Origin of the sequence: Microcoleus sp. B5-D4 (assembly GCF_036705145.1) — a bacterium.
Lineage (GTDB): Bacteria > Cyanobacteriota > Cyanobacteriia > Cyanobacteriales > Microcoleaceae > Microcoleus.
In genome coordinates this window covers 1-21,734 of the sequence record NZ_JAUBTV010000107.1, presented here as the reverse complement: position 1 = coordinate 21,734, position 21,734 = coordinate 1, and the positions used below count along the sequence as shown (strand labels likewise).

General features: G+C 46.3%; 20 protein-coding genes and 1 pseudogene. 13 read left to right on the top strand and 8 right to left on the bottom strand.

The window, feature by feature from the left end:
• Positions 1–85 precede the first annotated feature (85 nt).
• The 6 genes from QUB10_RS30445 to QUB10_RS30420 all read left to right on the top strand — a co-directional run bounded on the left by QUB10_RS30445 (position 86) and on the right by QUB10_RS30420 (position 2,704).
• The gene (locus QUB10_RS30445) at positions 86–388 is read left to right on the top strand and encodes a GUN4 domain-containing protein (protein ID WP_445300806.1); all 303 of its coding nucleotides are present in this window, start codon (positions 86–88) and stop codon (positions 386–388) included.
• Between the two features lie 403 nt (positions 389–791).
• The gene (locus QUB10_RS30440) at positions 792–1,016 is read left to right on the top strand and encodes a hypothetical protein (protein ID WP_333206916.1); all 225 of its coding nucleotides are present in this window, start codon (positions 792–794) and stop codon (positions 1,014–1,016) included.
• A gap of 12 nt (positions 1,017–1,028) precedes the next feature.
• Entirely contained in the window at positions 1,029–1,271 is a 243-nt protein-coding gene (locus QUB10_RS30435) for a YgiT-type zinc finger protein (RefSeq protein WP_333206915.1), read from the top strand.
• Between the two features lie 17 nt (positions 1,272–1,288).
• Positions 1,289–1,585 carry a hypothetical protein gene (locus QUB10_RS30430; RefSeq protein WP_333206914.1) on the top strand — a complete coding sequence of 99 codons (297 nt, stop codon included), beginning with the start codon at positions 1,289–1,291 and terminating at the stop codon, positions 1,583–1,585.
• Entirely contained in the window at positions 1,572–1,811 is a 240-nt protein-coding gene (locus QUB10_RS30425; RefSeq protein ID WP_333206913.1) for a hypothetical protein, read from the top strand. Before QUB10_RS30430 ends, QUB10_RS30425 begins: the two co-directional genes overlap by 14 nt.
• 389 nt (positions 1,812–2,200) lie before the next feature.
• Positions 2,201–2,704, top strand: a complete 504-nt coding sequence (locus QUB10_RS30420) for a DUF2243 domain-containing protein (RefSeq protein ID WP_333206912.1) — start codon at positions 2,201–2,203, stop codon at positions 2,702–2,704.
• A 71-nt stretch (positions 2,705–2,775) separates the two neighbouring features.
• On the opposite strand, the gene QUB10_RS30415 is transcribed toward QUB10_RS30420, so the two are convergent.
• The 3 genes from QUB10_RS30415 to QUB10_RS30405 form a co-directional block, all read right to left on the bottom strand.
• A complete protein-coding gene (locus tag QUB10_RS30415; RefSeq protein ID WP_333206911.1) occupies positions 2,776–3,747 on the bottom strand; it encodes an Rpn family recombination-promoting nuclease/putative transposase in 972 nt (323 codons plus the stop codon).
• Between the two features lie 142 nt (positions 3,748–3,889).
• Positions 3,890–4,255 (bottom strand): hypothetical protein, encoded by a 366-nt coding sequence (locus QUB10_RS30410; RefSeq protein ID WP_333206910.1) that lies wholly within the window; start codon positions 4,253–4,255, stop codon positions 3,890–3,892.
• 117 nt (positions 4,256–4,372) lie between these two features.
• Positions 4,373–11,107, bottom strand: coding sequence for a translocation/assembly module TamB domain-containing protein (locus QUB10_RS30405; protein ID WP_333206909.1), 6,735 nt, complete (start codon positions 11,105–11,107; stop codon positions 4,373–4,375).
• A gap of 491 nt (positions 11,108–11,598) precedes the next feature.
• Between QUB10_RS30405 and QUB10_RS30400 the strand changes: the two genes are divergently transcribed.
• Entirely contained in the window at positions 11,599–11,973 is a 375-nt protein-coding gene (locus QUB10_RS30400; protein ID WP_333206908.1) for a DUF3110 domain-containing protein, read from the top strand.
• A gap of 242 nt (positions 11,974–12,215) precedes the next feature.
• Positions 12,216–13,130, top strand: coding sequence for an N-acetylmuramic acid 6-phosphate etherase (murQ, locus tag QUB10_RS30395; RefSeq protein WP_333206917.1), 915 nt, complete (start codon positions 12,216–12,218; stop codon positions 13,128–13,130).
• 62 nt (positions 13,131–13,192) lie between these two features.
• Here the strand turns inward: murQ and QUB10_RS30390 are convergent, their stop codons facing one another.
• The 5 genes from QUB10_RS30390 to QUB10_RS30370 all read right to left on the bottom strand — a co-directional run bounded on the left by QUB10_RS30390 (position 13,193) and on the right by QUB10_RS30370 (position 16,950).
• Complete coding sequence (locus tag QUB10_RS30390; RefSeq protein ID WP_333206907.1) at positions 13,193–13,723, bottom strand: adenylate kinase; 531 nt, start codon at positions 13,721–13,723, stop codon at positions 13,193–13,195.
• A 172-nt stretch (positions 13,724–13,895) separates the two neighbouring features.
• Complete coding sequence (locus QUB10_RS30385; protein WP_333206906.1) at positions 13,896–15,161, bottom strand: CAP domain-containing protein; 1,266 nt, start codon at positions 15,159–15,161, stop codon at positions 13,896–13,898.
• 75 nt (positions 15,162–15,236) lie between these two features.
• Positions 15,237–15,542 carry a hypothetical protein gene (locus tag QUB10_RS30380; RefSeq protein WP_333206905.1) on the bottom strand — a complete coding sequence of 102 codons (306 nt, stop codon included), beginning with the start codon at positions 15,540–15,542 and terminating at the stop codon, positions 15,237–15,239.
• 134 nt (positions 15,543–15,676) lie between these two features.
• Positions 15,677–16,351 (bottom strand): phycobilisome degradation protein NblB, encoded by a 675-nt coding sequence (nblB, locus tag QUB10_RS30375; RefSeq protein WP_333206904.1) that lies wholly within the window; start codon positions 16,349–16,351, stop codon positions 15,677–15,679.
• Between the two features lie 137 nt (positions 16,352–16,488).
• Positions 16,489–16,950, bottom strand: a complete 462-nt coding sequence (locus QUB10_RS30370; RefSeq protein WP_333206903.1) for a CBS domain-containing protein — start codon at positions 16,948–16,950, stop codon at positions 16,489–16,491.
• A gap of 483 nt (positions 16,951–17,433) precedes the next feature.
• Here QUB10_RS30370 and QUB10_RS30365 point away from each other — a divergent pair.
• The 5 genes and pseudogenes from QUB10_RS30365 to QUB10_RS30345 form a co-directional block, all read left to right on the top strand.
• Positions 17,434–18,219 (top strand): annotated as a pseudogene (locus QUB10_RS30365) (RNA-guided endonuclease InsQ/TnpB family protein); the annotation flags it as partial.
• A 28-nt stretch (positions 18,220–18,247) separates the two neighbouring features.
• On the top strand, positions 18,248–18,562 hold the full coding sequence (locus QUB10_RS30360) for a zinc ribbon domain-containing protein (RefSeq protein WP_333143595.1): 315 nt from the start codon (positions 18,248–18,250) through the stop codon (positions 18,560–18,562).
• Positions 18,563–18,640: 78 nt separating this feature from the next.
• Positions 18,641–18,967, top strand: a complete 327-nt coding sequence (locus QUB10_RS30355; RefSeq protein WP_333206902.1) for a (2Fe-2S) ferredoxin domain-containing protein — start codon at positions 18,641–18,643, stop codon at positions 18,965–18,967.
• Positions 18,968–19,048: 81 nt separating this feature from the next.
• Positions 19,049–20,491 (top strand): D-alanyl-D-alanine carboxypeptidase/D-alanyl-D-alanine endopeptidase, encoded by a 1,443-nt coding sequence (dacB, locus tag QUB10_RS30350; RefSeq protein WP_445300805.1) that lies wholly within the window; start codon positions 19,049–19,051, stop codon positions 20,489–20,491.
• A 217-nt stretch (positions 20,492–20,708) separates the two neighbouring features.
• On the top strand, positions 20,709–21,605 hold the full coding sequence (locus QUB10_RS30345; protein WP_333206900.1) for an alpha/beta hydrolase: 897 nt from the start codon (positions 20,709–20,711) through the stop codon (positions 21,603–21,605).
• The last annotated feature ends 129 nt before the right edge of the window (positions 21,606–21,734 follow it).

Sequence of the window (21,734 nt, the reverse complement as noted above, 5' to 3'; positions counted from 1 at the left end):
TGAATATCTACCAAAATGGAATTATCGTGCAGTTCCGACTATTTAGCAGACGCTAAAGTTATTAAATTTTCATTCCTTACGAACTATTGACCAACTTTGGGTAAGGTACAGTAACGGACGTTTCGGCTTTTCGGTGCAGAAACGCATCTATGAAAGTCTGGGGGGAACCAGAGAATATCATAATCTGGAAATTTGGGAAGCTTTTGGCGATCGGGTAGGTTGGCGTGTGAATAGTAGTAAATGGTTGCACTATAATGATCTAAAATTCAACACCCAAGCACCGATAGCACACCTCCCAGGGTGTTGGAGGTATGGGGTTGTGGAGGGAATTCAACACCGGTTTGGTTTGGGTAGGGTGATGTATACAAGAAGGCCCTTGAATTTTTGAGGCGTGGGGTGGAGGGGAAGATGAGAGGGCGAGCGCGTCGAGACTTGTAGCGCGTCGAGACTTTTAGACTGTAACATCTAAGCGTTTCAGGTTTTCATAAAGATTTATTAAAAAGGCAAAAACCACGAAACCACGCCAGTTCTACGTTTCCGATACCTGGCACTGAGCGGACTGGGCTAAAATGCTACCAGCAACTTGTGGGTTGTAACAATTAGCGAAGATAAAGTTTAATATTTGATGTCGAATGAACTTTTAAATTATCCGAAAAATTAATAATATAGTCGTGGACGCATGGGTGGTCAGAAACCGGGTTTTTTGCGAGAATACTTGGTTACAGCCCGCAGATTCGGTAAAAAACCCGGTTTCTAGGCCTCGGAGTGTGTCCCATTTTATAGGAGGAGGCATGAATCCCCATAACTTAGAAACACAATTTGTAGTTTGCATTAACAATCAAGACTATCAAGCATCATTGGAAGTGCGAAAAATCTACCAAATAATACCGGATAATCGCGCTGGTGAACATCAATTTATCCGAGTTATTGATGAATCAGGCGAAGATTATTTGTATCCACTTGCATATTTTGTGCCCATCGCCTTGCCGAAAGCCGTAGAAGCCGTATTTGCATAGGATAAATTAACAATGATATCTGTAGAAAAATGTCCAAGTTGCGGCGGTGAAATAGTTAGAAAAGAAGTCGATAAACTTTTACGGGGCGGCAACCATACTGCTATCTTAAAAGTATCCGCTGAAGTTTGCCTAAGCTGTGGAGAACGGTTGTACTCTGTGGAAACAGTTAGGAAATTTGCCAAAATTAGACAGCAATTGCAGCGAGAAGAGACTCAAGAATTTCAAGCGATGGGGCAATCTTTTCGAGTTGGATAAGTTATACGATAAAAAGAATGAAAAACCTAACTCAATTAACCCAGCTTGAATTAGTGCTGCTGGAATTAGTAGCTAAAGGTCAAGGAAAGTGGAGTTGGTACGAACTCGCGAATGCACTTTCCCGTCGAGATGTACCGCGAGAACCTGACATGATGGTTGTCTTAAAAAAACTGGCTGCTGAGGGCTTGGTTAAACGATATGTAGAAACAGGTTCGCCTCGCGACCGATGGGAATTGACAACTGAGGGGACGATTTTGTTGACAGAGGCAACTGCTTCTGAACCGACTACTTTATGCAAATATGTTGAAGTTTAACTTAGAAACACAATTTGTAGTTTGCATTAACAATCAAGACTATCAAGCATCCTTGGAAGTGCGAAAAATCTATCGAATCATACCCGATAATCGCGCTGCGGAACATCAATTTATCCGAGTTATTGATGAATCAGGTGAAGATTATTTGTATCCTGTCGCATATTTCGTGCCTATAGAATTGCCGAAAGCCGTAGAAGCAGTATTTGCATACACAAAGGTTCTGTAGGGGCGGGTTCACCAACATCTATGTCGCTCAATAACAATCTAAATAAACCCGCCCCCGCCCAATGAATTACTAGAATTCATTGGCGGATTTAATCTAAACTAGATGGGGAAATTCACCGAGAATCCGGTGGGTGGGGGCGGGTTTACAATATTTTTTGTTGTGTCTGATAAATTAGGGTGAACCCGCCCCTACAGGCGTAATAAATCATCCGAATTAATTCACGAAAATTATCTCAAATCCTCAACCGATTTAATTGTAGCCCCCATAAACTCCAGAAATCTCTCTCGCGGATGATGCGATCGCCCCTTCTCCCCAGCAAAACTACAAAATGTACTGGCAAATCCCTTCACAGACCCAGGCTCAGCATTTAAAGCATCGGAGGTTTTCCATTGGACGATCGCACAAACGCACCAACCACCGCTGTTAACAACCGCCGACCTCTAATTATCGCAGGAATTCTCCTCGGTATCGGTCAATCCGGCTTTTTTGACGGCATTGTGCTGCACCAACTCCTCCAGTGGCACCATATGTTTAGCAGCGTTAAAACCGATGCTACTGTTGCCGGTTTAGAATTAAATACCCTCGGAGATGGATTGTTTCACGCTGCGGATTGGTTGGTAACAGTGGCGGGAATCTTCTGTTTGTGGAGTGCTGTGAAGCGCAAAGATGTTCCTTTGTCAACTCAAACTTTTTTGGGTTCAATATTAATTGGTGCTGGATTGTTTGACTTTGTTGAAGGCATTGTTGACCATCAAATTTTGGGAATCCACCACGTCAAACCCGGTATCAACGAGTTAGCTTGGGATTTAGGATTTCTCGGTCTCGGTCTTAGTTTAGCGCTGCTAGGTTGGATGCTGGTACAGAGGGAAGTTCCCGCAGATACTAAAGTTTAAATGAATGCAGAGATTGGGAATTCTACCAACTCCACGTTAAAAATCCCTCAGTCTCTGTTTAACTCCTCAGTTCATCCCGCCGAATCCAACCACGCAATCAAATCCTCTTGACTCCTAAAATCCAACAAAGCTTCTCCCAAATCATCTAACTGTTCCGCAGATAACCCCTGGATGCGAGTTTGAACTTCCTGTGTAATATCACCCACCCGCCGCACGATCTGACGCATAATTAATCCTATCTCCCCCTCAATTTTACCCCTTTCGATTCCTTGTTCTATCCCCTGTTCAATTCCCTGTTGTATTCCCTGTTCAATCCCCTGTTGTATACCAATTTCTATCCCTTTCATCACAGACCCGATTTGGTCTTGGATAAACATTTCTCGCTTGTCTACATCATTCAATTCGTCTAGTGTCAAATTTGCTCGGTTGGCAATTCCCAGCGCGGTATTAATCTCTTCAATAGACCCCAATGTCTCTGGTACTGCTTCCAAAGAGGGCGCGTTTTTCATAAAGTAGAGCCATTTTTCCGGCAGAGTTTCGAGTTCATTCAATTCTTTTTTGAATTTCGGTAACTCGACAAACACTAACTTTAACTCGCAGTTGGGATAGACGAATTTCTCTTCGGTTTCTGTGAATTCAAAGTTAGAGATTAGTTTTTCGGTGTTTTCAAATAAGATAAAGTCGGTGATGGTTAAAGCAATTACTGGATTTAATCTTAAGTAACCGTCTCCAGCTTTGAGTTGAGTTGAATAGGTTTTAGCTGCATTGTATACTACCCGTTTTTCAAAAGCGGCGACGTTGAGTACCTGCATTTCCACAATCACGGTTTTGTTGCCGGTAATCTTGGCTTTGACATCCAGGTAAGTGTCTTTCAATCCTGTAACGCTTCCGGCTGAATAAGGGTCAATGATTTCTATTTCTTGGATTGTTGGTTCTCCGTTATACAGCATTGCATTTAGGAAGCTGATTAAAATTTCTGGATGTTCGGAAGAAGCGAATATTTTTTTGAATGCAAAGTCTGTTTTGGGGCTGATGAAACGCATATATTTTATAGGATTTTTTTTATTAACCGCAGAGGGCGCAGAGGACACAGAGGAGGAGAAAAGAGAGGAAGATGGATATTGGCTAATATTGGAAGGGTTGGGTTGTGTTGTCTCAACCCAACCTATTATCTGAATGCTTTTATCAGCCTGTGGCTTGAGTAGTAGCATTAGGGGACATCTCTAGCTTTCCAGTTATATCCATCGTCGCAAGCTTCAGCACTTCATTAAAAGCTAAACCCCGAATTTTGAGTTCCCACCGAATGCCTTTTGCTTTCATTCGCTTGGCTTTCCGCATATCGACATCAGCAGCTTTTTGATGCAAGAGCAAATATTTCATTGCTGCTGTAGCTTCTACTTTTGTGGGAAATGCAATATAGGTGAGAAATCCGCCGTCCCAATGATTGGCGTTGCGGACGCTGCTGATAGTCGCCACTCTCGGACTAAAGCGGTTCCAGTAAAAGTCGCTGTAGCCGATCGACTGTGTATTAACTTGGAGTTTGTTTGCCATTTGACTTAACTCCTATAACCTTGTGTGTGGGGTTAGCAGTATCAATTTGCTGCTGTTACTATTATAGCAAATTATTGAGAGATTGGTAACTGTTGGCTGTGGGCTGTGGGCTGATGCCTAAAACCTCAATTCATATTCCGCAGTGACGCGGTTGTCTCCTTGAAAATTACTGGAACTCCTGAGTAAAATTTTATCGCTCAATCGATAGCGCACAGTAAATTCTGTCGGTTGATTTGCTGACAAAACTCGAATGATTGATGCTGAAATATTGCGCGTGATGTCAAACCCGACTTCTAAACCTAAGCCGAGAGAACCCGCACCAGAACTGGAACTAGCAGTTTGTGCTTCGTTACCTCTAATCCGAGTGGGAAATAAGCGAAATTCGCTCAATCCTGTGGCGTTTGTAATCGCAGATTGAAGGTTGTTCAATAAACCCGCACCGGCTAAATTTGCGATCGCCAGCGTACTATCTCCCTGTCCCAAAGTCTGCACGAAACTGCCACCCAACAGCGCTACAATCTCTATTTCCGATCGACTCGGAGAACTCCTCAACTCCAGATTTTCCCCCAACTGAGAAGCCCTTCCCTGCACTAACGCTTGAACTCGGACACTCCGCACGCTGCCGAAAGTTGTCGGTTCGTCTGCTATTTCCGAGGCTACAGATGTGCCGGGAGTGCGGAACCGCGTTACTTCCTGCACCGAAGTTGCTAATCTCACATCCAGCGTCGGATCGAGTCCTTGTGTTGGTACAAAGGTCGCAGTCTGCGGGTATCCTCGATCGAGTCTAAACTGCGTCGTAAACAAATTCACCGACCCCGAAGTCAACCGAATCGTACCCTCCGGGCGAAGGTCATCTAAAGTTCCATTCACCGTCAAGCCCCCAGTCGCCTGAAAACTCAATATCGGCGCACTCGTTACCCGAATTCCCCGGCCCAAATTCAGCCGCAAATCGTTCAATCCAACTTCAAAGGAAGGGGAAGGGGAAGGGGAAGGGGAAGGGGAAGTCGCAGCAGAAGGGGAATCAGAAACCTCAGTCGCAGGGGAAGCAGAAGATGTGGAATCAGAATCAGAAGCAGAAGAGGAAGAAGCTAACTCAGTTCTGCCGCCGCCGGGACTTCGGAGAAATACTTCGCCGTTGTACAGTTCAATATTACCGCTCAACTGCGGACGCCTAGCCGTGCCCCTTGCCTGCACTTGACCGACTACGCCGCCGCTGTACAATCCTCTGAGGTTCACTGCCAACTTGTCTAAATTTACAGCCAAAGGATTATCCGCATCGACATCGCCCTCAGCAAACGGCACAGACAGCGGAATCACGCCAGCGGCGACAACTTCTCCCTGACTCAACTGTCCCCGAATTCCTTCTACCCGAATACGATCGCCCTCAAAGCGCACCGTCCCAGTTAGCCCTGTCAGCGGTTCTGGGAAGGCTCTCGCCCGGACGGTTGCATTTTCAAAATTCGCAATTCCTTGCGCTACAGGGTCTTGCAGCGTCCCTCCGATGCGAATTTGCACCTGTCCCTGACCGCTGACCCACGCAACTTGCGGAGTCAATACATTAATAATTGCCAAACCTTCATTTTGCAAATTCGCCCTCAAATCAATTTGATTGCTGTCAGCTTTCACCGCTGCAAACGGCAACTCAAAAGGCAAACTTCCGGCGACTTCAATCGGTTCGGTTTGAGTTACCAAAGCGCTGCCGCCAAAATTCAGGCGGGCATTGCTATAACTGAAACTGCCGTCGGCTTGTTTAATCGGTTCTCCGTTTAGCGTACCCTCAACCAAACTCAATTCTCCGGTGGCTTGCGGATTTTCCAAACTGCCGGCCAAATTCGCCCGCAAATTCAAATTTCCTGTGACATCTACAAAAGGCAATTCCACCAGTTTTGCTAACTCTTCCACCGGCACATTTTCTACCCGCAACTGCCCGGATTGAGCTTTTTGCCCGATTTGCCCCGAAAAGCCGATCGCACTTTTGCCCGATCGAATTTCCAGAGGCAAAACAGTTAAAATCCCGTCCTGAAAACTGCCTTCAAGGCTGAACGTTTCAGCGACATATTCTCCCCACTGCCAGTTATCACCTTTCACATTAAATTGAGCTTGCACACCAGTTTGCAAAGAACCGGCGACAGCAATTTCCGCACCAAAAGTGCCTTGCAATTGGGATAATGGAGGCAATTTTTCTGATGCTTCCACTGCTTGCTGCTGCTGCAAAAGTATTTCAATTTCTGCCAACCGGCGCAACTGTTCGATTAGCGGGGCTTCTGGTTCTCCCACTGCTACAGTTTGCACGTCGCCACTGTCACCGTAAACGGGAGGTTTTAGGCCTCTAGCCAAGTCGCCTAAATTGAAATATTGCAAAGCGGTTAAAACCTGCTGCAAATTACCTTGCTGGACGTTAACTTTCCCAGCAAATTGCGGGTTTGGCCCTGTTTGAACATTGCCGGAAATTAAGTATTGACCGCTGCCTTGGCGGAATATGCCATTTGTGAGAGTGGCGCTGCCGTTAGCGTAGCTGAATTCGGCTTGGAAACTGTCACCTTTAATGTAGCCGATCGCCGGTTGGGCGATCGCAATTTGTCCGCTTGCTTGCAAAGTCGCCGGATTTAACGGCATCTTCCAACCGGGCACATTTACTTGTCCCGAAACCGTACCAGTTATCGGCCCCAAACCCGCCTCTTTACCCGGTGATAAATTCAAAGCAGCGAGGGGAAAATCGCTTAAATTAACTCGCAAAGTTTCTCCCTCGGTTTGGCCCCTAGCGACAGATTCCCCGCGTTGAATTAAGAAAGATGTCGGCAAAAAAGATTGATTTAAAGCTACTTCGATTTTGTCGCTGGCACCGGCCAAACGCAAATCTACACTTTTCCCAGCATCCGCATTCACAGTCCCCGCCAGTACCGGATCAAAAGCGATTTGATTTACTGCTAAATCCCGCACTTCCACGTCGCCCACTAAGCTGAGGGCGCTGAGGGTTCCGGTGAGGCTGCCGGTAAAATCTACATTGCCACGCAGGGGAAGATTATTCTCTGAAGGATTTTTGAGACCAATTGGTCTCAAAAATCCGAGTTGTTCAGTTGGTAAGGCTTCCAGGTTAAAGTTGGCAAGTTTGACATCCAAATCTAAGTTGGAAATTGAGGGCCCTCCTTTACCTGCGAGTTCGACGTTAACAAAGCCGTTTGCTGTCAAACCGGGAGTTGTGGCGTTCTCAATTTCCACCCGTTGGCCGTCCCAATTAAAGACTGCCTCAAAAGGTTGTTTCAAAAACGGCAATTCCGAGATGCGGAAACTGCCACCGGCGCGAACATTTTGTAGGGGCGGTGCCCCCGTGCCCGCCCCAATCGGGCCGGATAAATTGATATTGCCGTTAAACAGTCCTGCAAGCTGGGGGAGATTTTGGGTACCAGAGACTACACCTTGGGCTTGCAAGCTTTGTCGCTGCGACTCAAAAGCTTGCTGGAAGCGACTTAGAGCAATTTGCTCGCCCTCGATTGACGCGCGCCAATTCCCCGATTCTGCGCGGCCTTTAGCATTGACAATTCCTCCGCCGTTGGCGAGTCGAATTTGTCCGTCGCCGTTGGCGGTGATGCCGTTGGCGGTTAGATTATCTACTGTTCCCAAAATGCGGACTTGGCCGTCGAGGGTTCCGTTAATTTCTGGCGGTAAATCCGCTGTCAGCAAACCTGTTTGTTTGAGGGTTTGTTCTAAATTACTGACGGCAATTCCGTTCGTTTCCAGCAATGCTTGCAAGTTGCCGTTTTCCAATTTTGCCGTAGTATCGATCGCCCCGAGTCGATCGACCAAAATCCGCCCTTCTCCACTAGCACTAATTCCCTTCGCTGTCAAGTTATCCAAACTGCCCGCTGCTTGGAATTGGCCGTTAACTCTGCCGTCAATCGATTTTAGATTTTGGATTTTGGATTTTAGATTGTTGATGTTGGCAGTTTGCTGACTTCCGGGATTAAATGCTGAAGCTACATCTAAAATAGGTATTCCCAAATCTAGTGCTAAGCGACTGAGAATAACTCGATCGGCATCGGCGAAAGCTTGCCAGCGTCTGTCTTCTAATTTACCTCTAAAAGCAAGAGTACCGTCCCCTATATTGAGTGTGCCGCTGCTGCTGACGCCTATGTCAGCGGCGGTTGAATTATCAAGACTGCCGCTGGCTTGAATTTGATTGGATATTTGTCCCTCAAGCGATTTGAGATTTTGGATTTGGGATTTTAGATTGTTGATATTGGCGACTGTTTGGGGATTGTCAGCAGTGAAAGCTAAGCCAACATCTAACAGGGGCAATCCTAAATTTACTAAGCGGTTGATGGAAGTGCGATCGGTTTCTGCGGTTCCCTGCCAATTTCCCGCTGCCAATTCTCCTTTAAAATTCACATCACTGCCGGCAAGATTGAGTCTGCCGCTGCCGCTGGCATTGATGCTGCTAGCAGTCAAATTGTCAAGACTTCCCGATGCTGTAAATTGACTCGATAGCAGTCCGTCAATCGATTTTAGATTTTGGATTTTGGATTTTAGATTGTTGAGATTGGCAGATTGCTGATTTTCGGTATTGAATGCTGAAGCCACATCTAAAATCGGCAGTGTTAAATCTACCAAGCGGCTGATGGAAGTGCGATCGGTTTCTGCTGTTGCTTGCCAATTTCCCGCTACCAATTCTCCGTTTAAATTCACATTGCTGTCGGCAAAATTGAGCCTACCGTTGCCAGTAACATTGATTCCGCCAGCCGTCAAATCGTCAACATTTCCCGCCACTCGAAATTCACCTGCTAGCTGTCCGCCTAACGATTTTAGATTTTCGATTTTGGATTTTAGATTGTCTATATCTGCGGTCGTTTCCCGTGTTAATAACGGCAAGCCAATATCAATCAATTGATTGACTGCAACTTTTTCAGTATTGCCAAAAACTTGCCATCGACCCGATTCTAGTTCGCCATTAACATCAACAATACTGTCAGCAATATTCAGCGTTCCTTTGCCCGTCGCAGCGATCGCATTTAAACTTAAATCGTCCAGAGTTCCTGCTGCTTCGACGGTTCCGCTGAACAAACCCGCTAGTTCAGGAGGCAAATTAAGGTCTGGCAGGATTTGCTGCAAACTGTTTATATCCACGCCATTGCCCTCGATCAAAGCTTGCCATTGACGGTCTTTTAGCGCAGCATCCACGTTAACAGAAGCGTCGCCAATTTTCACAACCGTATTTTGCAAATCAGCCGAATTCCTTGCGGCTCGAATTTCGCCCGCAGCGGGGAAAGTTCCTTGCGGTGCTTGCCATTGAACTCTCGCTTGAATGTTGTCTAACGGGCCGAAAATTTGAGCTTTTGCGGAGACAGTGCCAATATTAACAGTAGCAGGAATTGGGAGAGCGTAAATTTGGGCGATCGCGTCTCCGGGTACATGTTCAGCTTGGAAGTCAAACACTAAACCCGATCGCGAATTATCCTTTGATAAAGCTAGATCGACTTCACCTTTTCCGCCAATTTTACCACCCGCCGCCGGCACTACCAAAATATCGCTCACAGTCAAAGCTAAAGAGGAAAAAGGGGGAATAGAAGATTGAGAATTGGGAGTTGGGGTTTGAGCCATTCTCCCGCGTTCCAATTTGAAATTAGTGCTAATATTGTTTAATTGCAGTCGATCGACCGTAGCTGGTTTTGTCGAGGCGATCGTACCTGTCAGCACCGGCATTGCAAATGTTCCAGTCAGCTTGGCATCCGCTTTCACTTCCCCTGCCACAGCCACGGGTAATACTACTTTCTGCCCTAACTCTGTTTCCACCGCACTGACAACACTTGCCAAAGCGACTGGTTGCACGTTAGTTATCAGATTGAAGCTAGCATTCTCCAAATTAAAATTAGTTCCCGTGGCAACTGTTCCTGCTATTCTCAGCGGAATTAAACCGTAATTAGCCACCAGACTATCGACAATCACATTAGTTCCCTGAAACCGCAACTGACCGCTGCTATTTTGTATGATTTGTTTCAAGGGAGAAATACTCGCTTGCACTCCTCCAAAACTAGCCGCTCCGGTAATTCCCGATACTTTATTATCTCGCACTTGCACGGTCAAATTGCCATTAGCAAGACCTTTTTGTAAAGAAATGCCGGAAAGTCTTAGCAAGCGAGCGAGGTCGGGCAACGGCAAATTTTGACCTTGCAACTGCAGGTTAGTTTGAGCTGCAGGTAACATAGAATCAGCTTTAAGTATAAAATTATCGCTGTTAGTAAACTGACCGTTTACTTCGTAGAGAACGCGCTGATTTTGGTCGCGAAATAGAGCACTGCCATTTTTCAAATTTACAGAAATCGGAGCCGAAGTTTTCTGTCCTAATGCGGGACTCGGTACCAAAACTGCGGCGGAATTTTCAGCTCGAAATGCTTCAACTTCAGTTTTAAATAAACCCGGAGATTTCCGCTCCGCCGTTGGAAGATTAACCCAGCGGCCTTTAGCATCCTGTTCGATATAAGCGTTGGCTTTAACTAAAGTAATATCTAATTTGAGAGTGCGGGTAAACAGCAGTTGCAAAACCGAAAACTTGACTTTAACTGCTTCTGTAGAGGCGTAATCGGGATCGGTAGCAGTTGCAGGTAAAGTCGATCGGCCAAACCGCAAACTTGTCAGAGAAAATCCCTCCAAACGTCCGAGTTGCACGGGCCGCTTCAGCAACTGACTGACTTCAGTTTCCACCAAAGGAGCTAACTTTTCCCGCACCCACTGGTATCCTAGCGCCGCCCCAACCAAGGCGATAATGCCCAATCCCGTACCGCTAAGCAGCAGCAGACGCCACCAGCGGCGGTGGGGACGGGGTGCGAGTTGATTTTTGTTATCGTCCGAGTTAGTCATGGGTGTTTCTCAAAAATCAGAGAATTCAGGAATTATAGGGAATCAGCCGATTTTAGACAGGTAGAATTTCTGTGATTCGCCAGCGTGGCTTCTGCCTTTGGTAGACTCAGAAGTGAGGTCGGAAGTGCCGATCCCCGGATCGATCGCAGGCAAAAGGCACGCCCCCACTCCAGGGTAGACTCCAGAAACCTTTACCGAACTTAATCAAAACACGCAACACCACCTAAAACCAAGTCCTCCAAGTCCTCCAAATCCTCTAGATTCCCCCCGCAGTGCAGGATCGGTGGTCAATCTAAAATCTAAAATCTAAAATCTAAAATCTAAACACGCCCCCACTCCAGAGTAGACTCTAGAAACCTTTACCGAACTTAATCAAAACACGCAACACCACCTAAAATCGACAGTCAATCTAAAATCTAAAATCTAAAATCTAAAATCGCACGATCGCTTCTAAGATAAAAAAACGGTGGTTAAGAAGGTCTTTAAAACTTATGCGAGTGTTCGTCTTACTCTTCAATGCCCGCACCGAGAATGAGGGAATTCATACCATTCAACTCGGCGATCGCAATAAAGTTCTGATGTTTGAGTCAGAAGACGACGCCACCCGCTTTGGCGTGATGTTGGAAGCTCAGGATTTCCCCGAGCCCGCTGTCGAGGCGATCGACGATGAGGAAATTAAGGAGTTCTGCAACAGTGTTGATTATGATTGGGAACTGATACCGGCGGGGGCGCTGGAGATTCCGCCAGAAAACAATGTAACACAGACTCAGTGGCAGCCAGAGCCAGATCCGGATCTCGCTCTGGATTCTGATGTTTCCCAAAACGAACTGGATTCTATTCGCCGCCGACTCGAAGGACTTTTGTAATAGTCATTAGTCATTAGTCAGCAGTTATTGGTAATGGGTAATGGGTAATGGGTAATGGCCTCTCTCTCGGAAGTAGATTTAGCCGATCGCCAGAACCGGAAATTTCGAGCCTTTGAGTCACGACTTCACCAAGCTCACCAGCGAGCAGGCAATGCGTACCCTATTTTGTACACCTAATGACTAATGACCAATGACCAATGACCAATGACCAATGACTAATGACTAATGACTCATCAAAAAACATGAAGAATTTAGAAGAACGGGGCCATCTGCTGACTGAACAGGTGAATACCAACAGCGAGAATTTAGACCAACTCAGTTCGATCGAATTAGTGGACTTGTTCAACCGGGAAGACGCCCAAACCTTAAGCGCGATCGCCCGTGCCCGCGAACAGTTAGCCCAAGCGATCGACATTGCAGCCGAGTCTCTGCGTCAAGGAGGCCGCCTGTTTTACGTCGGTGCGGGTACTTCCGGGCGTTTGGGGGTGCTGGATGCCGCCGAGTGTCCCCCCACCTTCTGCACGCCACCAGAACTCGTACAGGGCATAATTGCCGGGGGTGCGGGGGCTTTGGTGCGGAGTTCGGAGGATTTGGAGGATCGGGCTGAGGATGGGGGTGAGGCGATCGCCCACCGTCACATTACCAACTTAGATGTAGTTGTCGGGATTACGGCTGGGGGTACGACGCCTTTTGTGGCGGGCGCTTTGCAGGCGGCACGCCAGCGGGGGGCGAAAACTGTGTTTATGGCCTGCGTACCCGTCGAACAAGTGAATTTTGAGGCTGATGTTGATATTCGGTTGTTGGTTGGCCCGGAGGTAGTGGCTGGTTCGACGCGCTTGAAAGCGGGTACAGTCACAAAAATGGCTTTAAATATCATTTCGACAGGGGTAATGGTGAAGCTGGGGAAGGTTTACGGCAATCGCATGGTTGATGTGGCGGTTACTAATAAGAAATTGCGCGATCGGGCTGTGCGGATGTTGCAAGATTTGACTGATTTGAACCGGGATGAAGCGGGTTTTTTGCTCGAAAAAAGCGGCAAGTCTGTAAAATTAGCTTTGATGATGCACTGGACTAATTTGGAGAAGGAAGAGTGCGATCGCCTTTTGGGCGAGTTTCAAGGCAATTTGCGATCGGCAGTAGCATCGATTGGTCATTAGTCAGTAGTCAGCAGTCAGCAGTCAGCAGTCATTAGTCATTAACAACTGCCAACTGCCAACTGTCAACTGTCAACTGTCATTTGCGATATCGATGCAAAAAATTGTGAAATCTCTTCAGTGGATCTGATGTGATACACACTTTTGGTATTTTGGGCGCGATCGACATACTCGCGATATCTGGGAGTCAAATACTTGTGACACAACCAAAGAACGCGGTAACTATTAATGGAACTCTTCAAGATCGGACTCTTGTCAGGCCAGCCTTCTGGTAGCCTAAAGCTACCTGTGATTAGCCGTTTAGTCACCCACCAGAAATGCACGTATAAGGGCAGATCGACAAAAACCAGACTATCCGCCTCGTTGAGTCGAAGCCAGACGGTTTCCATACAACCAAAACCGTCTATAATCCATCGGTCAGTAGCCAAAATTTTCTCATGGGTACGCTTATATTCTTCATTTGGAACCTCAGCGCCCCCAGATTGATATTTAATCTTATCCAAGGCGTAAAGTGGCAAACCAGTGATTTCTGATAATCTCTTGCTGAGAGTTGATTTACCGCCTCCAGCATTGCCAAACACGGCTACTTTTTTCATAGTTATCCCTCTTATGAATGATGCAGTTTGTAGCAATACTTGATATTATTACTATAATAATCAATCTATCAAAATAGCCCCCTTGATTATCCTCTCCAAATTCAACGTAAAGCGCTCTTGTTTTTATATTCCCGACTTCTTGGAGGAGTCGGGAATCTGGATATGATGTTTTTTAGGGGTTGACAAAAACGATCGCCGTAAGCTGACTTTGATTTACACCCTGCACGATTCCCAAATAATTACTGCCAGACTTAATCGCCGTAGAAGCGATGCTTGCACCTCCATCCAACTGCAAACTCACAGCTTCAAAAGTCAAATTTGCAAATCCGATACCGTCAGTCAAACCAATTTTATCCCCTGCCCCAAAATCGGTAATCACATCCGCACTAATTAAAGTAGCCGCAGCAGACAAACCTCCTGCTAAGATAAACGTATCATTTCCAGCACCGCCCGTCAAAATATCTTGCCCGCGATCGCCCGCCAACAAATCTTCGCCGTTACCGCCAATCAAGACATCATCTTCTTTGCCGCCACGGATAGTATTGTTACCGTCTCCTCCGATTAGTCGATCGTTCTCGTTATTGCCGCTGATAAAATCATTGCCAACACCGCCATCAATTAAATCGGATTCTTTGCCGCCGGATAAGCTGTCATTCCCTCCTGCGCCATTAATTGTATCCGCACCTTGCATCCCATTAATGCTATCAGCACCTTCTCCCCCCGTGATATTGTCTTTGCCGGAAAGGGCAAAAATTGGCAATCCCGCAGCATTTGTCGGTATTTGAGTATCGGCACTATCTGATAGGAAATAATTGCCGCCACTGGCTGTATTTTTGGGTGCTTGTGTCGCGCTGCCGTCCCCTGTAGCATTGGGTATTGGCGAAGTAATAGATATAGTGTTTGGTGTGGGAGTCGGTGTGGGTGCGGGATTGACACTACCGTCAAGAGAAGTCGCAAAAACTTGCGTCCAATAGTGATTCCAATTTTCTGTGCCAGTATCGTCGGCTAAGAAATAGTAACCAATCCCAATTTCTTTGAGATTCGGGTTTAGAATGTTAGTGCGATGGCCGCTGCTGTTCATCCACGATGATACAACTTGTTCGGGTGTAGAAGATCCAGCAGCAATATTTTCTGCTGCTGCTGAGAATTGATAGCCCGTTGCAGTAATGCGACTGGTGAATGACGAACCATCTTTTCCGGTATGCGAAAAGAAGTCTTGCATTGCCATGTTTTGGCTGTGATTTTCCGCCGCATTTAGTAACTGAGTATTTAAGGTTAGCGGCGACAAACCTAATTTACTGCGTTCTAAGTTGGTAAGTTCTAAAACTCTATAAATAAAGTTTTGATTGGTTGAAGTTGGTGCGACTTGAGAGACAGATCGCTCTCCTGTTAAAATGTCCGAGGACTCAGAAGCGGAATTTTGTAGTTGTTCAAGCATGGGGATCATCAACAGTTTTAAGACATGGTTTTGCTGGTAGATTGCTTACCGTCTTAACGATAGTTTCCCCGATCGCTAGCTGGCTGGACACAATTCAATAATTGTATTAATCCCTGCCGCTGCTTTATCTATTTTGATTATAGCTGTTGTCAAAGTGGGGATGTCAAGAGGCTGGCTCTGATTGAAAAATGGAAGAGTACGCTTGAATTTAAGGAGAGTTTTAAAGGAATTTGCGATCGCCCGTGGCATCAATACAATTTGAGATTTGAGATTTGAGATTTGAGATTTTTCCTGATGAGTAAGGTTTACGCTACGCACCAAGCCAGCAGGCTGGCTGGCTAGAAACCCGGTTTCTACGAGTTTTGCAGAGAGGAACGACAAATATAGGAAGAAACCGGGTTTCTGAATTATGTGTGCGATCGCGAACTAAGTTTTTAGTAGAATCCTCACAAAAAATTCTAAATTAATTCAAAATTCACAACCGCGCAGGGTTGTTCCGGATCACAAAAGCAATCTCAAGATTTCAAACTATTTTCTTGTCCGGCTTTAGCCTCCTGAGCAACTTGCTCAACCTCATCTTTGGCGAGAATTTCCAAAGCTGTCTGTGCTTCTGCACCGCCCAACCGCCCCAAAGCTTGGGCGACTCTGTAACGGATCTGCCAATCTGCATTGGAAGCGTAGGGAAGCAGCAGCGGCAGCGCCCGTTTATCTCCCAATTCACCTAATGCGCTGATCGCAATGGTTTGGATCAATTCGTTTTCAGAAGTTAGGGCATTTTCTAACATCGGAAAGGCTTTCGGATCTCCCATTTCTCCCAAAGCAGCAACGATGCTCATTTGCACCAGCCATTCAGAGGTACTGCTATAAACTTGCTGCAAATCTTCTAAAGCATCGGTTAATTTCAATGCGCCCAAAGCATCGGCTGCTGCTGCTTGCACGTCGGGTTCGGGGTCGTTGTTCAGGCTGTGGAGCAGTACCTCTAAAGCGTTCGGCAGATTCTGCGTACCGAGGGTTGATAATTGGCTGACTGCTGCGTAGCGAACCCGGACGTTTTTGTCGCCGATCGCAATTTGAATTAGTTTATAGGCGATCGCGGGGTCTAGTTGCCGCAGTTGGTTGACTGCTCGCAGTCTTTCGCCAAAATCCTCGGAATTCAGCAATTGTTCGACAGACTCAGGGGTAATGCTCATCGGATTTTAGATTTTAGATTTTAGATTTGGTAATTGGTAATTGCCAAAAGTCAGCGAGATTGAAAGAGCGATTCCCTACGGGATAGCTTCGCTTCACGACTCATTTTCGGATACAGTCCTGGAACTGCAACAGTTAATTAAGACTCCGCCGCCATCGAGCGGATAATATCTCCCCTAGTGAGGATGCCAATTACTTTGCCCGCAGTATCAAGCACCGGCAATCGGTGGATGCTGCGATCGTGCATCAGTTTGGCAGCTTCTTGGACAGATTTATCGGGCTCGATGGTAACTGGGTCTGTACTCATCGCTTCTCCTACTGTTTGTCCTAAAGCCTTGTGGAGTTCTCGCTCGTAACGAGATGGATTTTCCAAATAAATCACGCTATCGAGCACCATGATATAAGCGGGCGGAGTTACGCCGGTTTCCCGCCACATCAAGTCGGTTTCGGAGATGACTCCTACCAACAAGTCATTCTCATCTACGACGGGAAGACCGCTAATGCGTCGATCGGCTAAAATTTTAATCGCTTCGTTCAAGGGCATTTCGGGTCGCGCCAAAATCGGGTCGCGGCTCATTACATCGGCTACTGTTTTTGGCATGATTAGGGGTTGATTGAGTTGTTGCTCTAAATCGATCATATAGGGAAAGGGCGGCACAGACTGAAGAAAGGCAGCTCTGCTGAAGGGATTCGTTAGAAAGTAGAAGGAAGGAAAAAGCTTGAATGCCAGAATTTTGCTGTTTTTTTCGATCGCACTATAAAATTCTGCCCTTTGCCGGACTCCGGCGAGCGATCGGTCTGACCAAAATTAATGGGATTCAAGCCCCGTCCTTCTAGGACGGCTTTTTCTTGGTTTTCAAATTCCTAATTAACTCTCTAAGAACATCAGACTTAGTTCTGCCAACCGCCACACAATATTTTTCAAGTATCTCTAATTCAAAGTCTTCGAGCCTAAAATCTAATCGTTTTTTCATGAGTTTGTACGGATATATGGTGTACAATACTAGCATGAAATCACGCTACCAGTACCGAATTTATCCATCCGAGCAACAACGCAAAGACCTGGCAAGGCTATGAAGGTTGTGTGAGAGTCGTATGGAACGGTGCTCTGGCACTGTGTAAGAAATCGGAGAAACTACCTAGCAATGGAGATTTGCAAAAAATATGCATTACTCAAGCCAAAAAGACCCAAGAGCGTGAGTGGTTGAGCGAGGTTTCTAATATCCCATTACAGCAATCTATTGCTGATTTAGGTGTAGCTTGGAACAACTTTTTCGCATCTATTAAGGGAAAAAGAAAAGGCAAAAAGGTTAATCCCCCTAAATTTAAGCAGCGGACAAACAGACAGTCAGCCCGTTTCCGAAAAGGGGGATTTAGCATCAAAGCTGCCAAGGTTTTCTTAGCCAAAATTGGGTGTATTAAGACTAAATGGTCGCGACCTCTGCCGTCTGAACCAAGTTCAGTCACCGTTATTAAAGACACCGCAGGGCGCTACTTCCTTAGTTTTGTTGTTGAGGTGCAGCCCGAAACCAAGCTAGCTTCTAACCCAGCAGTGGGTATTGATTTGGGCATAAAAATTTTTGCGGCGCTCACCACGGGAGAGCGAGTGGCAAGCCCCAGCTACTCAAAGTTAGACCGTAAAATTCGACGCTCTCAACGCAAGTTATCACGACGCTCTAAAACATCAAAGCGGCGTGAACGGATGCGATTGAAGGTGGCGAAACTCAAAGCAAAACTGCGAGATATCCGCAAGGACTTTCTGCATAAACTATCGACTAAGGTGATAAACGAGAACCAAGTTATCGCCCTAGAAGATTTAAACGTCTCCGGACTCCTGAAGAACCGCAAATTATCCAGAGCAATCAGCTCCGCTGGATGGCGGGAATTCAGAACAATGTGTGAGTCTAAGTCGGAGAAAGTTGGACGTGAGGCAAGTTGTCATCAGCAGATGGGAACCAACCAGCCAAGTTTGTTCGGATTGTGGTTACCGCTGGGGCAAGTTAGACCTTTCGGTGAGAGAAATTGTCTGTATGAATTGCGGCACTCTTCACGACAGAGACGACAACGCCTCAAAAAATATAGAACAAGTCGGGGTAGGGCATATCCACGACTCAAAATGGGCAGGGAGGGAGTGTAAGACCTCAATTGAGGCAGTTCCCGATGAACTGTCAACCCGTCTAAAGTACGAACAGTTAACTCTGTTCGACTGGTAGGGAATCACCGCGCCTTCAGGCCGGTGAGGATGTCAAAAGATTGTTAAGATATATTAAAGAGCGGATAAATCCTTACCAATGCCAGAATCTCCAGCCACAGAACCAGACTCCCAACCAGAAGCGCGCTGTGTATTGGTTTGCCAGTATCAATCTTGCCTGAAAAATGGTTCAGCAGCAGTGCTAGCTGCTTTTGAAGCTCAACAAGTTGCAGGGGTTAAAGTGGAGGCCTGTAGTTGTCAGGGACAGTGCACCACTGGCCCGACTGTGCGAGTTACCCCAGACGAAATTTGGTATTGTCGAGTTAAACCGAGTGATGTACCGTTGATTGTGGAAGAGCACCTCAAAGAGGGAAAACCTGTAGAGGCGCTGTTCAATCCGAGAATTCATGCGCGTTATTATTATTAATATTGACTTGATTCGGTGAAACTTCCAAGCTCTGGCGCATCTAATTTGAATAGTTATTTTTAAGGAACTGGCACTTTGAAAATCCAAGGAATTGCACTTAGTTTGTTAGTCCTAATTCTGGGGCGTCCGTCAGCGGTTGCTGCTCAAACGTCGGCGGTTGCTGGGGATATTTGTCCTGGGGAATTGGGGGCGCAAGTAGATGCGATCGCCAACCGTCCCGAATTTACCCGATCGCGCTGGGGCATTTTGATTCAACCTCTATCTTCTACTACTACTCTCTACAGCCGCGACGCCCAAAAATATTTTATTCCAGCATCAAATGCCAAGCTGCTAACTACAGCCGCTGCTTTGCAGAAACTCGGTGCAGATTTTCGGATTAAGACATCGGTTTACAGCGGCGAAAATGGGAGTTTGTACGTTGCCGGCAGGGGAGATCCGAGCATTGCTGAGGCTCAGTTGAAATCTTTGGCGCAGCAGTTGAAGCAGCGGGGAATCAGTCAAGTTAACCAGTTGATTGGCGATGACAGCTATTTTCAAGGCAGTGCAGTCAATCCGAATTGGGAATGGGAAGACGCGCAAGCTGGCTACGGAGCACCGATTAACAGTTTAATTTTCAATCAAAACGCGATCGACCTTCTCTTGTCCCCGCAGGCTCTGGGGCAACCTCTGAAAGTTACTTTTGTCGAAGCAAAGCTGGCAAATCAGTGGCAACTTCAGAACAATACTGTTACCGTCGCTCAAAACGAATCTGAGTTTATTGAAGTTGGTCGGGAGTTCGATCGACCTATAATTCGAGTGGGCGGACAGTTGAAAGTTGGTGCAGAACCTGAATCAGCTTATGTCGCAGTTGTCAACCCCGCTAATAATTTTTTGCAGTATTTTCAACAAGCCCTGGCTGCTGAGGGAATTCCTGTTAAACAGGCTTTAGTTGCATCGGCTTCTCGCAATCTAAATCAAGAATTAGCGACCGTTGAATCGCCGCCGCTGGCGGAATTGGTGAGAGAAACTAATCGCGTAAGCAACAATCTTTATGCAGAAGTTTTATTGAGATTGTTGGGAAAAGTTACAGACAAGATGCCTGTGCCACAAGAGAATACAGGTGAAAGCGGTTTGAAAGAGTTAAAAACAGTTTTAACTCAATTAGGAGTAAATCCAAACAGCTACATATTAGCCGACGGTTCCGGCTTGTCTCGGCACAATTTAATTACTCCAGAAGCCTTAGTGGAAACTTTGAGACTTATGGCCAATTCACCTGCTGCATCTATTTACCGCCAGTCACTGCCGATCGCTGGCGAAAGCGGCACTTTGAAAAATCGCTTTAATACTACACCAAATCGCGTAATTATGCAAGCAAAAACAGGAACTATGAGCGGAGTTTCGGCGCTGTCGGGATATATCGAAGTTCCGAATTACGAGCCGCTGGTGTTTAGCATTATCGTCAATCAATCTGACCTATCGACTGCAAAAATGCGATCGGCAACGGACGAAATTGTGCTATTATTGAATCGCCTGCGCCGCTGTTAAAACAATACATTTAAGGTGATAAACTTGAACTCAGTAGTTACACCTAAAACACAGGACACCCCAAAACCTTACAAGTTTTAAGTTTAATTAGATTGCAGCGGCGGGGATCGAAAAGCAGCTACAATAAAAGTAGAAAAATTAACACCATTGGGCCGTTTCAGCCTGCTACCAGTCGGCGGGTTGTGTACTTCCCGAAAATAAGTCTAACTTTCCCACTATGACTTCTTTAGATTCCGAACAGCAACACATCTTTGTCGAAACCAATAACATCCGCCTGCACTGCGTTTCTCAAGGAGAAGGCGAGCTCGTTCTCCTCCTGCATGGGTTTCCAGAGTTTTGGTACTCTTGGCGTCATCAAATCCCTGCTTTAGCGCGTCATTTCAAGGTGGTAGTGCCGGATTTGCGGGGCTACAACGATTCCGACAAGCCGGAAAGCGGCTATGATTTAGATACGCTGAGCGCGGATATTCGCGGTTTGATTGCGAGCCTCGGTTATACAAAAGCTCACGTTGTAGGTCATGATTGGGGAGGGGTGATTGCGTGGCACTTAGCTCAAAAATTCCCCGAACAACTCAACCGCTTGGCAATTTTAAACGCTCCGCACCCGCAGCGATTCGTGCAGGAAATGGCGAGTAATTTAGATCAAATTCGCCGCAGTTGGTACGTTTTGGCGTTTCAGGTGCCCGGCATTCCCGAATGGTTGATCCGGCAAAACTTGAAAGATTTTGTGCACAATGTTTTCCAAGGACAAGCTGTTCGCAAAGGAGCTTTTAGCGCTGAGGAAACTAAGATTTATCAGACTGCTTTAGAAAAGCCGGGAGTATTAGCCGCCGCTATCAATTATTACCGGCAGATGTTTCACCCCCAGAGGCTTTGGAATTTGGGGCAGAAATTAGAACCTGTGACAGTGCCTACTTTGGTGCTTTGGGGAGAAGAAGATGCGTTTTTGAGCCACAAACTTGTAGAAGGTTTAGACAGATTAATTACTGCTCCGTTTAAGTTGAAATTAGTGCCTCACTGTGGTCACTGGATTCAGCAGGAAGCCCCACAAACGGTGAATCGAGAATTGCTGAGTTTTCTGAGAAATTCTTCTCCTTCTTTGGCTGTGGCATAGAAAAAAATTAACGCTTGCAAATAAGAACGGGCCGGAGAGCCCGTTCTTAATATCTGACGCACCCTACTTAGGATCGCGAATTAAATAACTTACAATTTTAATTGTTATTGTGGGATGGGCGTCCCGCCC

Coding starts and splice junctions, on each gene's coding strand:
- QUB10_RS30440 (WP_333206916.1), top strand. CDS start 792: ATGAATCCCCATAACTTAGAAACACAATTTGTAGTTTGCATTAACAAT.
- QUB10_RS30435 (WP_333206915.1), top strand. CDS start 1,029: ATGATATCTGTAGAAAAATGTCCAAGTTGCGGCGGTGAAATAGTTAGA.
- QUB10_RS30430 (WP_333206914.1), top strand. CDS start 1,289: ATGAAAAACCTAACTCAATTAACCCAGCTTGAATTAGTGCTGCTGGAA.
- QUB10_RS30425 (WP_333206913.1), top strand. CDS start 1,572: ATGTTGAAGTTTAACTTAGAAACACAATTTGTAGTTTGCATTAACAAT.
- QUB10_RS30415 (WP_333206911.1), bottom strand. CDS start 3,747: ATGCGTTTCATCAGCCCCAAAACAGACTTTGCATTCAAAAAAATATTC.
- QUB10_RS30410 (WP_333206910.1), bottom strand. CDS start 4,255: ATGGCAAACAAACTCCAAGTTAATACACAGTCGATCGGCTACAGCGAC.
- QUB10_RS30405 (WP_333206909.1), bottom strand. CDS start 11,107: ATGACTAACTCGGACGATAACAAAAATCAACTCGCACCCCGTCCCCAC.
- QUB10_RS30400 (WP_333206908.1), top strand. CDS start 11,599: ATGCGAGTGTTCGTCTTACTCTTCAATGCCCGCACCGAGAATGAGGGA.
- murQ (WP_333206917.1), top strand. CDS start 12,216: ATGAAGAATTTAGAAGAACGGGGCCATCTGCTGACTGAACAGGTGAAT.
- QUB10_RS30390 (WP_333206907.1), bottom strand. CDS start 13,723: ATGAAAAAAGTAGCCGTGTTTGGCAATGCTGGAGGCGGTAAATCAACT.
- QUB10_RS30385 (WP_333206906.1), bottom strand. CDS start 15,161: ATGCTTGAACAACTACAAAATTCCGCTTCTGAGTCCTCGGACATTTTA.
- nblB (WP_333206904.1), bottom strand. CDS start 16,351: ATGAGCATTACCCCTGAGTCTGTCGAACAATTGCTGAATTCCGAGGAT.
- QUB10_RS30370 (WP_333206903.1), bottom strand. CDS start 16,950: ATGCCAAAAACAGTAGCCGATGTAATGAGCCGCGACCCGATTTTGGCG.
- QUB10_RS30355 (WP_333206902.1), top strand. CDS start 18,641: ATGCCAGAATCTCCAGCCACAGAACCAGACTCCCAACCAGAAGCGCGC.
- QUB10_RS30345 (WP_333206900.1), top strand. CDS start 20,709: ATGACTTCTTTAGATTCCGAACAGCAACACATCTTTGTCGAAACCAAT.